Below are 13,852 nucleotides of genomic sequence, written 5' to 3'. Positions count from 1 at the left end.
CCCACCCGGCCGGCCGTGGCACCGACGTCAACCCGATACTCATCTGCTACTCGCCCAATAATCACCCTGCGTCTACACAAGCTCGCCCAATGTGCTTGCTTCTCACTCGCTGTGACTGTTGGATGTGGCTGCCGACGGATCCAAAATGAACGTCAAGGACGACGACCAGGGGGGATCCGAACTGATTATGATCATTGGGCGTGTTTTCGAGATTGGTGTCGCACATCACAAGCGACTTCATGGCAATGAATCGAGGGCAACGATGTGCTAATGGGCCAAAGGCGGTGCGATCATGTTTCTCCCGTGTCCGTGTCCCCGGGTGCTCTTGGCGTATCCGAGGTAGTCGAGAAGAATGAGAAGGCGCTGTGGACGCGGTCTGCTCGCGGGAGGTGATGGCCTTGACAGTGTGCGGATCGTACAACTGGCACTGCATGGACGTCGAACACGAGGATCGCCGGACCGGTTGCGATGTCCCGCTTCGCAGCGGTGAGTCCGCCAGATGGAGGAGAGCCTCATGAGTATGTCGGAAGCTCGGGTGGTCGGGCAGATGGTCAACACGGCTCGCTATCCCCTGGCGGAGCCGACAAGCGCCGGTTGGAAGTACGTGGTTTCTCGTGCCCGGTATGAACTGCAAAATTTCGGATGCAGCGTACTGTCCAGTTTTATTCGGTCCTCGCGGCGTGAAGAATTGCGGCTGGAATGCGCTGCGATTGCTCCTCTGGCGTATTATGACGTCGAAACCGTCAATGCCTACAACATCGCTGCTGACGCGTCTCTGCCGGCGGATCATCCGGGTCGCATGGCCATGCGACGTGGCAACGCCTTTGTAGCGAGTGATCGCATTCCCGACGATTTTGCCATCCATCAGCTCTATTCCAGCGAACTGTTTCAGCATTTTGTCGCCAGTTGTTTCGAGCTGCCCCACGTTTACGAGCTCGCGGACCCCCTGGCCGGGCTGTGTCTCAATGTCGTCACCCCGGAAATGGAGCATCCATGGCACTTCGACACAAATGAGTTCGCGGTGAGCCTGCTCACGCAGGAGTCGCAGGCCGGCGGCGTGTTCGAGTACTGTCCGGATATCAGGTCCGCGGAGGCGGAAAATTTTGACGACGTTCGGGCCGTATTGGCCGGCCGCGGTGGGCACCTGATCCGTCGCCTGCCCCTGTATCCGGGTGACCTTCAGTTGTTCAAGGGTCGTTATTCAATGCACCGGGTGAGCTCTGTGCGGGGCGGGACTGCGCGCCACTCGGCGATCTTCGCATACAGCGAACGGCCCGGAGTGATCGGCAGCGTGGAGCGGACGAGGCAGCTTTTCGGCCGGGTGCTCCCCCAGCATCTGGCGGCCGCTGGACACGCTGTGCGGGGCGACCGACTACTGGATTAGGCCGGGTCCGGCGGGCATCGGTCGATGTGGGGAGGGATGATCCGCGCGATCGGAGATCTGCCATATGCGGCCCGGGGCCGGCGATCCGAACCCGAACCCGATGCCGGTCCGTTGCCCGTTCTGTGATCCAAGGAGGAACGCAGCCCGTGCATTTTGATGCCACCGGAAAAGTTTCGCTCGATCACATCTACACGCAACCCGACCCACGCGCCTACTTCGACACGTTGCGCAAGCTCGACTACTGTATCCCGCAGTTGGCCAAACCATATTTCAGGAAAATCATTCAAGAGTACCAGGAAGCACACCGGAACCCCGCTCCGAACATCCTGGACATCGGTTGCTCCTACGGTATCAACGCAGCTCTGTTGAAATGTGACGCGACCATGGAGGAGCTGTATGGGCGTTACTGTGACGGCGACGCCCGTACGCAGACCCGCGACACGCTGCTGACCCGCGACCGGGAGCTGATCCGGTCGCGTGACCGCCTGCGGCGGACCCGGTTCGTGGGCCTCGACACCTCACAGCACGCCCTTTCGTACGCGCGCTCGGCCGGGTTCATCGATGACGCGGTGTACGCCGACCTGGAGGAGCGCGACCCCACGCAGCGACAACGCCAGCAGCTCACCGATGCGGATCTCGTCATCTCCACCGGCTGCATCGGCTACGTCAGCGACCGGACCATCGCGCGGGTGGTCGGCGCAAACGGCGAGCGTAGACCGTGGATGGCACATTTCGTCCTGCGGATGTTCCCGTTCGCGCCTGTTGCGGAGAGCCTGGCCGGATTGGGATACGAGACCGTTCATCTCGAACGCATGTTCAAGCAGCGGCGGTTCGCCTCCCCGGAGGAGCAGTCGCTCGTCCTGGATACCCTGTGGAACGTCGGAGTGGACCCGCGCGGTCTGGAAACCGACGGCTGGCTTTACGCGCAGCTCTACGTCTCCCGGCCGCGCGGCACGAACGGTTGCGTGGTCATCGACCTCGCAACGAACAAGGAATCATCCAGGTCCCCACAACCACCGAGGTCGAGGATCAAATTGAACGATAACCAGGAATTGTCCACTCGTACCTTTGGCAATGAAAATCTCCTGCCGCGGGTGCCGTTGCCCCCGCTGGAGGAAAGCTGCGAGAGATTCCTCGAGTGGTGTGCACCGCTGCTGACCGCGGACGAGCTGACGGAGACCGAGGCGGCGGTGGCCTCGTTCCGGCGACCGGACGGTCCCGGTCGCCGGCTCCACGAGGCACTCGAGCAATACAACGCCGGCGAGGACGTGCACAGCTGGCTCGACACGTTCTGGCCGTCCCGCTACCTGGGACGCCGCGACCGTATAGCGCTCAACGCGAACTTCTTCTTCCTGTTCAAGCATGCGGATCTGGGACAGGTGGACCGGGCGGCCGGTCTCATCGCCGCGGCCGTCAACTACAAGCTGCAGCTCGACGACGAACGCATTGCGCCGGCCGTCCAGCGGGGACGGCCGCTGTCGATGGAGCAGAACAAGTTCCTGTTCTCCACGACGCGGATACCCGGAATTGTGCAGGACACCGTCCGTGCGCCCTACAGCGAGCAGTGGCCGGGTCCGTCCCGGGCACGTCACGTTGTGGTGTTCTTCCGCGGAAACATCTTCCGTCTGGACGTGCTGGGTCCGGACGGTCGGCCCCACACGTTAGACGACCTCGTGGCCGGGCTGCAGACGATCATAAAGGCCGGTGCGACGAGGGCCACGCCGGAGACGTCCGTCGGGCATCTCACCACCAAGGCCCGGGCGGAGTGGGCGGCCAGCCGGCAGGCGCTGCTTGCCCGCCATCCCAGTAATGCCGACGCGCTCGACGAGGTGGAAACCGCGCTGTTCTGTGTATGTCTGGAGGACTTCACGCCCAAGGACACCCTGACGGCGTGCGACCAGATGCTTCATGGTGACAGCGGTAATCGCTGGTTCGACAAGGCCGTGTCCCTGATTGTCTTCGAGGACGGCACGGCGGGCATCAACATCGAGCACTGCGGTCTGGACGGGACCACGATCCTCAGCTTCGTCGACGCGCTGCTGGGTGCCTCGCCCGAGGAGCACTCGGCGCAGTCGGGGGCCAGTCCCCAGGGTCTGCCGAACGTCAAGGCCATCGAGTTCGTGCTGGACGGTGACCTGCAGGCCGACGTGCGGGCCGCCGGCGCCTCGTTCGCGGCGTACGGGGCTGACACCGCCACGTCCATCCTGTCGTTCGACGATTTCGGTGGAAAACGCGCCAAACAACTGCGGATATCGCCGGACGCATTCGTGCAGCTGGCCTATCAACTCGCTCACAAGCGGGCCAAAGGACTGGTGGGCGCCACATACGAGTCGATCGCCACGCGGCAGTACCGGCGCGGGCGCACGGAGGCGATGCGTGTCGTCACGCCCGAAGTGCTGCGGTTCGTGGCCACGATGGACGACCCCGCGGCGGATGTGGTGACCCGCAGGGCAGCGTTTCGGGCAGCCGCCGAAAAACATGTGGAACGGGCGAAGCAGTGCCAGGCCGGACAAGCGCCCGAGCAGCATCTGTGGGAGCTGCAGCTCATCCAGAAGCGGCGCGGCGAGGAGCTGGGGGTGACCGCGCCGCTTGCCCTGTACGAGACCCCGGGCTGGCTCAAGATGCGGGACGACTACCTGAGCACCAGCTCCGCGCCGTCGGTCAATATCGAGTACTTCGGTTTCGGGTCGACCAGCAACCGGTGTATCGGTATCGCCTATGTGTTGCTTCCCGACCATTTCAATCTTTACCTGAGCACGCCGCTCCAGGCGGCCGACCAGATGTCCACGTTTGCCGACAGGCTCCAGGAAGCAGTCCGTGAACTGCAGGACCTGCTCGCCACCGAGAACCCGGAGGACTGACACCCCCCAACTCATTCGTCGAGTACCGGTAGTTCCTGATCGCTGTGGCGGACGGAGCGGGTCGCCGCTACCCGTTCCGTCCGCCGCCACCACCGACGATGAGGCCGCCACCACCCAAGCCGCCGCCGGTCGGTCCGGCGCGGCCCGCGCCGCCGAGGCCACGCAGCGTGGTGTTGCTGGTGGGCAGTGGGGCATTCAGATCTGCCAGGACGACCCTGTCCCCTTCGGACAGTCCGGACGTCACCTGGGTGAAGGTTGCGCCGACCGCGCCCACCTCCACCGGCAGGCTGGTCGCCTTGCCGTCCCGCAATACGGATACGACGTGACGGTTACCGATTCTCAGCACGGCTGACGTCGGTACGGCAAGTGCGTTCGCCGCGCTGGAGACGACGATGGAGACGGCCGCGCCCGAGCCGGCGAACAGCTGCCCGCCGTCGCTGTTCAGGCCAATGGTCACCGGATAGGTCACCCCGCCCGACGATCCCGAAGAGCCCGACGATGCTGTCCCGCCGGAGGTCGTGGACGCCGCCGGAAGCAGGCCGATCGCCACCACGGTGCCCGCCAGCGGAGAACTGGTGCCGTCCGGGGTGACCGTGACCTTGGCGCCGATCTTCACGGCGGCGATGTTGCTGTCACTGGCGGTTGTCGTCACCTGCATGGAACCCGGGTTCAGCACGACGATCGTCGCTGTGCCCGACCCGCCACTGACGGACTGGCCGGGTGCGATGTTGACGACGGCCACCAAGCCGCTGATCGGGCTGATCATCCGTGCCTGATCCAGGCTCTGCTGGGCCACCAGGAGCATGGCGTTGGCCGCGTCGACCGAGGCCTGGTCGGCGGCGATCTGGGCGGCTGACGCCGGTGTGCGGGAGGCCCCCGACGTTGTGCCGGACCGGCCCGCCGAGCCACCCGCCAGCGTGTTGCTCCCCGCTGGGCCACCACCCGTGGGTGTGCCACCGCGTGCGCTCTTGCTTCCGCCGGTGTCCGTCCCCGCGGTCCCGTTCGTGCCACCGGTTCCCGCCCCGGTTCCGGTCGGGCTGGACGACGGTCGGCCAGCGTCTGTGCCTGTGCCCGATTGCCCCCCTGGGGACTGCTGCTCTGGGGACTGTTGCCGTCCCGGGGACTGGGCCAGCAGCTGCGCGACCGCGGCGTCGAGGGCAGCCACGTCTGCCGCCACAGCGTGCAGACGGTCGTTGAGGGTCTCCTGCTCGGTGAGGACCTGCTTGAGCAGCGTCGCACAGTCCGTGCCGTCGGGCGCCGGACCTGTGGCCGCTGCGGTACCTGACAACGCTGCGGTACCCGGTGACGGCGTGGGACCCGGAGTCCCGGTGACCTCACCCGAACTCCCGCTGCTCTGTGCGGCGCCGGGTACCCCCGCGCCGGGGGAGTCATCTCCGGCACGGCGCAGGCTGTCCAGGAACGACCGGCACACCGACTGCTCGTGGGTGAGATCGGCCTGGATCTGGTAAAGGAGCGTGTCGGCGGCGTGCTGGTCGGTCAGCAGTTGTTGCTGGTAGTGCTTGACGAGATCCTCGGCCGAGTTCGCGCCCCCGGTCGTCCCCGCGCTGTTGGCGGTCCCGGCCTGTGGCTCGCCGGCCGCGGTCCCGCTTGCGGTCACATGACTCGCACTCTGGATGCCGGCCTGACGCGAGGTGACGAACACCGCCCCGCTGACCCCGCCGGTTCCGGTCGACGCCGACGCCGGCGCGGAGGCCGAGGTCGTGCCGGCGGCGGTCTGGCTGGCCTGGTCGGCGGCGAGTTTCGCCTGCGCCGAGGCGAGTGTGGACCGGGCGTTGTCCAGCGAGGCGGCCAGGGATGACGTGTCGAGTTCGGCCAGGACGTCGCCCGTTGTCACATGCTGGCCGACGGCCACGGGAACCTGCGCCACCCGCCCGCCGACGGGAAAACTCACTGATGCCTGGTTGACGGGCGTCACGGTGCCGGTGGAGTTCAACGTCGCCTCGACGGTGCGGTGGGTGACCACCGCGGTCCGGTAGGACGGCCCGCCCGAGGCTGCCGTGGCGGCGAGAGCTCCGCCGCCGACCCCGCCGACGACGACGATGACGGCGATCACCGTCGTCCTGCGACGCAGCCGGTGTCGCCGGTCTCGGGAAGTCCGGTCAGCCATTGGCGGACCCCCCGGGGATGCGAGGACGGCGGGATCGGGATGCGGGCTGGGCAGGCTGGGTGACGATGCCCGCAGGCGCGGGCACGCCGTGTGGGGGCATGCCGTGTTCGGGCACGGTGGACTCGTTTTCCTGATCGTGGCCCTGGGTGTGGAGCAGGGCCGGAGACTGACGGATCATCATTCGCTGCGCAGTGCGTCGATGGGGGCCAGCCGGGCGGCTCTGCTGGCGGGGTAGACGCCGAACCCGACTCCGATCCCCACCGCGACGATGATCGCGCCGACGGTTGCGGGGAGTGAGATGTCGATCCGCTGGGAGATCAGATGGGGGAGCAGTGCGGCTCCCACCAGTCCGAGGGCGGTACCGGCGAGCCCGCCGGCCAGGCCGAGGACGGACGCCTCCACCAGGAACTGGCTCCTGATCACCCGGGGTGGCGCCCCCAGCGCTTTGCGTAGACCGATCTCTCGGATGCGTTCGGTGACGGAGACCAGCATGATGTTCATCACGCCGATGCCGCCGACGAGCAGCGAGATCGCCGCGATCCCGCCGAGCAGCACGGTCAGGGTCCGGTCCACCGAGGTGGCGGCGGACAGGATGGACTGCTGGCTGGCGATGGTGAAGTCAGCGCCGGTGGGGGTGCTGATGCGGTGCAGCGCGAGCAGTGTGTTGTTGGCCTCCTGGTAGGCGGCGGACAGCGTCTTCGACGACGACGCCTCCAGGTAGATGTTCTGCACGGAGCTGCGGGTCGCGCCACCGAACACCCGGTTCGCCGCGGTGCTGATCGGGAGGATCGCCTGGTCGTCCTCGTTGGCCGTGGCGGACGAACCGGCCGCGGTGAGCGTCCCGACCACCTGCATGGAAACCCCGGAGACCGCCACGGTCGCGCCGATCGGGTTGCGACCACCGAACAGCTGCTCGGCGGTGGTGGCCGCGAGCACGACGACCGCGGCATGGCTGGTGACGTCCTGGCTGGTGATGAAGCGACCGGAATTGATCTTCCGGGCCCGGACCGACAGCCAGTCGGGCGTTGTTCCGACGACCGTGGTGGTCCAGTTCGACGTGCCGGCCGTCAGCGACAGGCTGCGCTGGCTGGCCGGCGCGACCGCGGCGATATCCGGAGCGACGTCCTTCGAGGCCAGCGCTTCGGCGTCCTGCACGGTCAGCGTCGAGGCCGAGCCGAAGCCGCCCCGGATGCCGTTGCTGCTGGTGGTGCTGCCCGGCGTGACCACGAGCAGATTGCTGCCCAGGGAGTTGATCTGGTCGCGGACCTGGTTCTGGGCGCCCTGGCCGAGACCGACGGTGAGGATGACCGCGGCGATACCGATGAGAATCCCGAGGACGGTCAGAGCCGAACGCGACCGATGGGTACGTACCGCTTCAAGTCCGATGCGTAGCGTCTCTAGCCAGCTCACTGGCGAACCTCCCAGGTGAGCGGGGCCGAATCGCCGCGGACCGCGTTCCCGGTGCCGGTGCCGGTGTTCCCGGACCTGGCGGCGGTACCGGATGCGGAGCCGGGCCCGGCAGCGGAGCCGGCTTGGTGACCAGGCCCCGTGTCGTCCTGGATGTCACCGTCGCGGATCCGCACCACCCGGCCGGCGGTGGCGGCGACCTCGGGGTCGTGGGTGATGAGCACGATCGTGCGACCGGAGGCGTGCAGCTCATTGAGCAGGCTGAGCACGTCCTGGGTGGACGCGCTGTCGAGGTTGCCGGTTGGTTCGTCGGCGAGGATGAGCGCGGGATCGGTGACCAGCGCACGGGCGACGGCGACCCGTTGCTGCTGGCCGCCGGACAGCTCGTTCGGGCGGTGGGCGATCCTGTCTTGCAGACCCACCTTTTCCAGCGCCTCGATCGCCCGGGCGCGACGCTGCGCCCGTCCCGTCCCGGCATAGCACAACGGCAGTTCCACGTTGCGCCACGCGGACAATGTGGGGAGCAGGTTGAACTGTTGGAAGACGAAGCCGATCCGCCGGTTGCGGATCTCGGCGAGATCCTCCTCTGGCATCTGGTTGACGTCCTCGCCGGCAAGGCGGTAGCCGCCCGCGGTGGGCACGTCGAGACAGCCGAGAATGTGCATCAGAGTCGACTTGCCCGACCCTGACGGACCCATGATCGCGATGTACTCTCCCGCGGAGATACGCAGGTTGACACCGCGCAGCGCCTCCACTTCGAAGGCGCCGGTCCGGTAGGTCTTGCGGACACCGTCCAGTTCGATGACGGGCGGCCGGCTGGCCGGCGATCCCGCGGAGAGTGATCCTGCGGCGGAGAGTGATTCCGTGGAGGATGATCCGGTCTCGGTCACGACTCAGCCCGCCCCGCCACCGCGGGTGCCCCCACCGAACCCGCTGCCACCGCTGAACCCGCTCCCGCTGAATCCGCCGCCGCCCCCGCCGAATCCGCCGCCGCCACCACCGAACCCGCCGGGGCGGCCGCTCGGGGTTCCCCCGCCGCCACCGGTGCGTCCGGAGGAGACCGACTCGGGTATCACCACCATGTCGCCGGCCGCCAGGCCACCGGTGATCTGCGTGACGCCACCGGAACTCACACCTACCGTCACCGCCCGGGGTACCTGCTGGCTCCCGGCCAGCTGGTACACCTGCGCCTGGGAGCCGGCGTAGTGCAGGGCCGTGGTCGGCACCGTCAGGACGTCGGTCAGCTGCCGGACGATGATCTGCACCTGCGCGCTGGCCCCGAGATGCAATCCCGCCGGGGTCCCGGTGACGTCGATGGCCACCGGGTACGTCGCCACTCCCGAGCTCTGGGTCGGGAGCAGCCCGACGGTGGAAACCGTCCCGAACACCGTCGTGGTGGCGCCGTTCGGGGTGATAACCGCCTGGTTCCCGGTCTTGATCTCGCCAATCTGGGTGTCGTCGACGCCTGCCGCGATCTTGTAGCCGTCCGAGCCGACCACCACGACCTGCGCCGACGACGCCGACGCCGAGGTGGTCGAAGCGGACCCCGCCGCCGAGTCCCCGCCACCGCTCCCGCTGCCCGTGCCGCCTGTCCCGCCGGACGCGGTCGCGCCGCCACCGGAGACCTGCTGGCCGACCGTCAGGTTGACGGCCGCGACCGTACCGGCGATCGGCGAGGTCAGGGTCGCCTGGGACAGCGACTGCTGCGCCGCGGCCAGCCCGTTGCGCGCGGCGGTGATGGCCTGGTTGTCCGCGTTCAGTTGCGCGTCGGACGCGCCGGCACTCTGATCCGCGGACAGGCGGGACTCGCTGGTGGCCACGGTGGCCTCGGCCTGCGCGACCGAGGCCGCCAGCGCGGCCGAGTCGACCGTGGCCAGCGCCTGTCCCGCCGTGACCTGCTGGCCGACGGTGACCGAAATGCCGGTGACCCTGCCTGACACACCGAAGGTCAGATCGGCCTGGTGGGCGGCCTGGATGACCCCAGCGGCCGAAACCGCCTGCCGGATCGTCCCGAGACCTGCCGCCACCAGGCGTGGATTGCTACTGCCGGCGGATGAGGAAACCGCCAGGCCGATTGTTATGGAGCCCGCCACGATCACAACGACAGCCACCGCCCCCAGGGCGAGCGTCCTGCGTCCGATCCGTGGGCGCGCACGCCGTATTTGCATCCGCTCCTCCGAAAGCCCCGACGGACGGGGCGGACCCGCTTATGCATCCAGCCGGCCAAAGAGTGCACGATCATGGTTTTTTCGTGCGCTCGGAGGCCTTCGGGAACCTAGGAATAACCATGGCCGGTGCTGGCCACGATCAGTTGCCGACCGCGATCAGCGCGCCTCAGCTTCCCGGAGGAGCCTTGGTATTTGCTGAGAAAACTCGGTGGAATTCCTGATCGGTGGCTTTACCCAGCCGTGGTGCGCGAGCCGGAGCCTGCCGTTGCCGGCCTGGTTGGCCGGTACGTCTGTTGGTAGAGATCCGGCACGTCTGTGGGTGGAGGTTTTAAGCGACCGGCGACCGGCGACCGAGGACCGGGGACGCGGTGTCGCAAGGTCCGTCGACGCCGGCCCCAACGGTAACTCCGGCTGCGCTCCCGGCTGTGCTCCCGGCCCCGGCAGTCCCGCCGCCCCTCGCAGCGGCCACGGTCGACACCAAGGATGCGGACAGGCATTCCCCACTGGGCTGGTTGACAAGCATCCGGGTGTTGCCTACCGTCGACCGCATGAGCCGGCACACCTATCTGGTCTGCCGTGTACACGTCGACTTCCGTCGTGTGGCGAGCGCGCTTTGTCTACCTGCCTGATGCCGCTGCTGGATTCTCGGCGTACCCAGGCCCCTCGGATGTCTGCTTCCCCGTCCCGGACGTCTCAGTCCTCCCGCAGGTGGCGCTGGGAGGGGTGTCAGTCCTGACCTGGGCGTCGACTCCATCGATTGATCCCCCCGCGGAACAGGCGACGTGAGTCCGTACGTCTGCCTGCCACGCGGGCCGTGACGACATCCGCAGCCTTGCTGCGTCTGCGTGCATCACCGCAGCGCGAGGAGGACAGCCGTGCCGGTACAGAACCAGTCCCCGGCGCCGTCCGCGACCGTGGGCCATTCGGACACGACGGGCTCCGCCGCGGCGGTGCTGCGCGCCGTGCTGGATCACGGACCGGTGGCGCGCACCCTCATCGGTCGTGCGACCGGGCTGAGTCCGGCCGTGGTGTCGCGGCAGACCGCGGATCTGATCTCTCTCGGACTGTTGCGCGAACTGCCGGCGCCGTCGACCCCACCGCGTGCCGGCCGGCCGTTCGTCCCTCTGGATATCGACACCCAGCGTCACCTCGCCTGCGGGGTGCACATTGCGGTCCACGCCATCACCTTCGCTCTGGTGGACCTACGCGGCCAGGTCGTGGCCCAGGAGAACGTGCCGCACCAGGGTGTCGCACACGAGGTGCTGCGGCAGATCGTCCAGTACCTTCCCGGCTTCGTGGCGCGGCACTCCCGAGGCAACAGGCCGCTCGGTCTGGGGGTGGTCACCGGCGGATGGGTGGATCCGCAGCGTGGCGTCATCATAGAGCATGGTCTGCTGGGGTGGCGCGACGTACCGGTCCGCCAGGTGCTTGCCGCGGCGACCGGCCTGCCGGTCCATGTGGACAGCCACGCCCGCGCCCTCGCCCAGGCGGAAATCATGTTCGGGGACCCGCGGGCGCGACGCAGTCTGGTGCACCTGTTCGTCGGGAACGTCGTCGACGCGGCGATCGCCACCGGTGGCGCGGTGCACTGGGGCCCGCACTCCGGAGCCGGGGACGTCGCCCACCTGCCGCTGGCGGACAGGTCGGTGAGCTGCCCCTGCGGGCGGTCCGGCTGCGTGCAGGCTGCCATCTCGGAACGGGTCCTGGTAGAGCGGGCGTTCCAGGAAGGAATGATCTCGAAGGCCGACATGTGGACCCTGCTGGACGCGGCCCGTTGTGGGGACCCCCGCGTACTGACACTCTTCCGGGACCGGCTGCGTGTCATCGGTCGTGTGGTGGCCCTGCTGCTGGACATGATCGACCCGGAGGTGCTGGTACTCACCGAGGCCGCCGCAATCTTCCTGCCGGATCTGCTGACCGACCTGTACGAGCAGATCGCGGCGCACTCGCGTGTGTGTGACAGCCCTGAACGCATCGTGCTGCCCACCCGCTTCGGTCCGCAGAGCCTCGCGGTTGCGGCGAGCGCAACCGTGCTGGACGCCGTCCATCGCAGCCCGCGCAGCCTGAGCCCGGCACGTGCTACCCCGGGCAGCCGGCTCCCCGACTGAGTTATTTTCACTCGAACGGTAAACATTGACCCGGCCGGTCGGCGGTATGAGTATTGGAACATGAGCAACATCGGGCCCGCCCTGCTTGGGTGTACATTGCTTGGGCGCGTATTGCCTGAGTGCGGTATTCATGCCGCCCGCCCCTGTTCCGCCCGTCGTACGACATGGTGTTGTTGATTCTTTTGTAGGCGGTGGAGTCATCGCGCCGAGGTGCCCTTTCGGGTGGCTCCGGCCGGTCACCGGTTACTGCCGTCGTTTCCCGTACTGCTCGTATTCCGCCGGTCGGATCATCCGTTCGCGCATGCATGAGAACACGCCGACGCGGGCCGGAATTGTTCCGGAACGGGTCATTCCGGGAGGGGTCGGCCGCGGCAGAAATCCGCTGTTCGTTCCATGACTACCTGGATTCCGCGACCGCTTGGATGGTGCTGTCATAACAACCCGTGTCAGAGGTCGATCTCCCCCGGAGGAACTGTCGACCTGCCCGTGTCCCGTCCGTCCGCAGCCGGCCTCCGAGTGCGGAAATTCATGATCGAGTGCTTTTCGGCCACGTAGGTTCCTCGGGGTCTTCGAGCACGCGAAAAACATGGTCGTGCGCTCTTGGCGCCAACCAGTCTGGAGTACACAGAGATGACAAGTACCGCTCAACAGCTGGGCATCGATGTCCGGCCTCTTTCCGGTCACACCGGAGCCGAGATTCACGGTGTCGACCTGAGCCAGGATCTCGACGACGCCGCGATCGCCGAGATCCGTTCCGCGCTGCTGCGGTGGAAGGTCGTGTTCTTCCGCGACCAGTCCATCGGTCACGCCGAGCAGATCGCCTTCGGGTCCAGGTTCGGTAAAATCACTCCCGCTCACCCGCACGAGGATGCCCCACCCGAGGGTTTCCCGCAGATTCTGCCGATCGACAGCCGCCGTTACGTGGAGAAGTTCGGCAAGCGGAGGGCCACCTACGACAATGGCTGGCACACCGACGTCACGGCGTTGGTGAACCCGCCAGCCGGGTCGATTCTGCGCGCCGACATCGTCCCCCCGTACGGTGGTGACACCGCCTGGACCAACCTGGTCGCGGCCTATCAGGGCCTCCCGGAGGAGCTGCGTAAGTTCGCCGACGGACTACGGGCCAAGCACAGCTTCAACCCCCGGCTCCTGGCGGGGACCGCCTATGGGCAGAAGATCGTGTCAAATCCCCTGGTGGCGATCCACCCGGTGGTTCGTGTGCACCCTGAAACGGGCGAGCGGGCGCTTTTCGTCAGCCCGAGCTTCACCTCCGGGGAAAACGAGATCATCGGGTTTTCTCAGCGTCAGAGCTATCGGATTCTCGACCTGTTCTACGAGCAGATCGCCCGGCCCGAGTACACGGTGCGCTTCCGCTGGAGCCCGGGTGACGTCGCTTTCTGGGACAACCGGGCGACCGCGCACCTGGGCCCGTCCGATCTCAACCACCTCGACTTCGACCGCGTGCTGTACCGGATCACCCTGGAAGGGGACATCCCGGTCGGGGTCGACGGGCGGCAGGCGGAACTCGTGGCCGGGCAGCCCTTCCTCGCGAACTGATTGCCACCGCCGGTTGATTGTCACCGTAGGTTGACCGGCTGGCGGTCGGGCGCACGGGCGCCTCACCGCATGACACCGGCCGTGGTCGGACGACCGTTGCAAGGTCGCCGGCCACGGCCGACCGGCTACCGCTCACCGCACCGGATCGCGTGCTCACACCTGCTCCGGACGACCTCTCATGTGGAGGACCTGATGTCCTACCGGCGACGGCCCATGCGGCGTCTGGCTCCGCTGTCCGC

Annotated in this window: 8 protein-coding genes; 4 read left to right on the top strand and 4 right to left on the bottom strand. The window is 67.3% G+C overall.

What is annotated here, in order from left to right:
- Positions 1–514 precede the first annotated feature (514 nt).
- Both CV1CTNOD_RS22745 and CV1CTNOD_RS22740 read left to right on the top strand, forming a co-directional pair.
- Positions 515–1,384: a HalD/BesD family halogenase gene (locus tag CV1CTNOD_RS22745; RefSeq protein ID WP_131787994.1), complete on the top strand. Its 870-nt coding sequence runs from the start codon at positions 515–517 to the stop codon at positions 1,382–1,384.
- Between the two features lie 1,028 nt (positions 1,385–2,412).
- Entirely contained in the window at positions 2,413–4,245 is a 1,833-nt protein-coding gene (locus tag CV1CTNOD_RS22740) for a choline/carnitine O-acyltransferase (protein ID WP_207386623.1), read from the top strand.
- Positions 4,246–4,312: 67 nt separating this feature from the next.
- On the opposite strand, the gene CV1CTNOD_RS22735 is transcribed toward CV1CTNOD_RS22740, so the two are convergent.
- The 4 genes from CV1CTNOD_RS22735 to CV1CTNOD_RS27485 form a co-directional block, all read right to left on the bottom strand.
- Complete coding sequence (locus CV1CTNOD_RS22735; RefSeq protein WP_131787993.1) at positions 4,313–6,373, bottom strand: biotin/lipoyl-binding protein; 2,061 nt, start codon at positions 6,371–6,373, stop codon at positions 4,313–4,315.
- 177 nt (positions 6,374–6,550) lie between these two features.
- Entirely contained in the window at positions 6,551–7,783 is a 1,233-nt protein-coding gene (locus CV1CTNOD_RS22730; protein WP_131787992.1) for an ABC transporter permease, read from the bottom strand.
- Positions 7,780–8,670, bottom strand: a complete 891-nt coding sequence (locus CV1CTNOD_RS22725; protein WP_131787991.1) for an ABC transporter ATP-binding protein — start codon at positions 8,668–8,670, stop codon at positions 7,780–7,782. Before CV1CTNOD_RS22725 ends, CV1CTNOD_RS22730 begins: the two co-directional genes overlap by 4 nt.
- 3 nt (positions 8,671–8,673) lie before the next feature.
- Positions 8,674–9,948, bottom strand: coding sequence for an efflux RND transporter periplasmic adaptor subunit (locus tag CV1CTNOD_RS27485; RefSeq protein WP_131787990.1), 1,275 nt, complete (start codon positions 9,946–9,948; stop codon positions 8,674–8,676).
- 875 nt (positions 9,949–10,823) lie between these two features.
- On the opposite strand from CV1CTNOD_RS27485, the gene CV1CTNOD_RS22715 reads away from it, so the two are divergent.
- Positions 10,824–12,056 (top strand): ROK family transcriptional regulator, encoded by a 1,233-nt coding sequence (locus CV1CTNOD_RS22715; protein WP_131787989.1) that lies wholly within the window; start codon positions 10,824–10,826, stop codon positions 12,054–12,056.
- Between the two features lie 630 nt (positions 12,057–12,686).
- Positions 12,687–13,613 (top strand): TauD/TfdA dioxygenase family protein, encoded by a 927-nt coding sequence (locus CV1CTNOD_RS22710; RefSeq protein ID WP_131787988.1) that lies wholly within the window; start codon positions 12,687–12,689, stop codon positions 13,611–13,613.
- The last annotated feature ends 239 nt before the right edge of the window (positions 13,614–13,852 follow it).

Origin of the sequence: Protofrankia symbiont of Coriaria ruscifolia (assembly GCF_900634745.1) — a bacterium.
In the GTDB taxonomy this organism is placed as follows: domain Bacteria; phylum Actinomycetota; class Actinomycetes; order Frankiales; family Frankiaceae; genus Protofrankia; species Protofrankia californiensis.
The sequence above is the reverse complement of the archived record's forward strand: the minus strand, read 5'-3'. Positions and strand labels throughout refer to the sequence as shown.

Coding starts and splice junctions, on each gene's coding strand:
- CV1CTNOD_RS22745 (WP_131787994.1), top strand. CDS start 515: ATGAGTATGTCGGAAGCTCGGGTGGTCGGGCAGATGGTCAACACGGCT.
- CV1CTNOD_RS22710 (WP_131787988.1), top strand. CDS start 12,687: ATGACAAGTACCGCTCAACAGCTGGGCATCGATGTCCGGCCTCTTTCC.
- CV1CTNOD_RS27485 (WP_131787990.1), bottom strand. CDS start 9,948: ATGCAAATACGGCGTGCGCGCCCACGGATCGGACGCAGGACGCTCGCC.
- CV1CTNOD_RS22735 (WP_131787993.1), bottom strand. CDS start 6,373: ATGGCTGACCGGACTTCCCGAGACCGGCGACACCGGCTGCGTCGCAGG.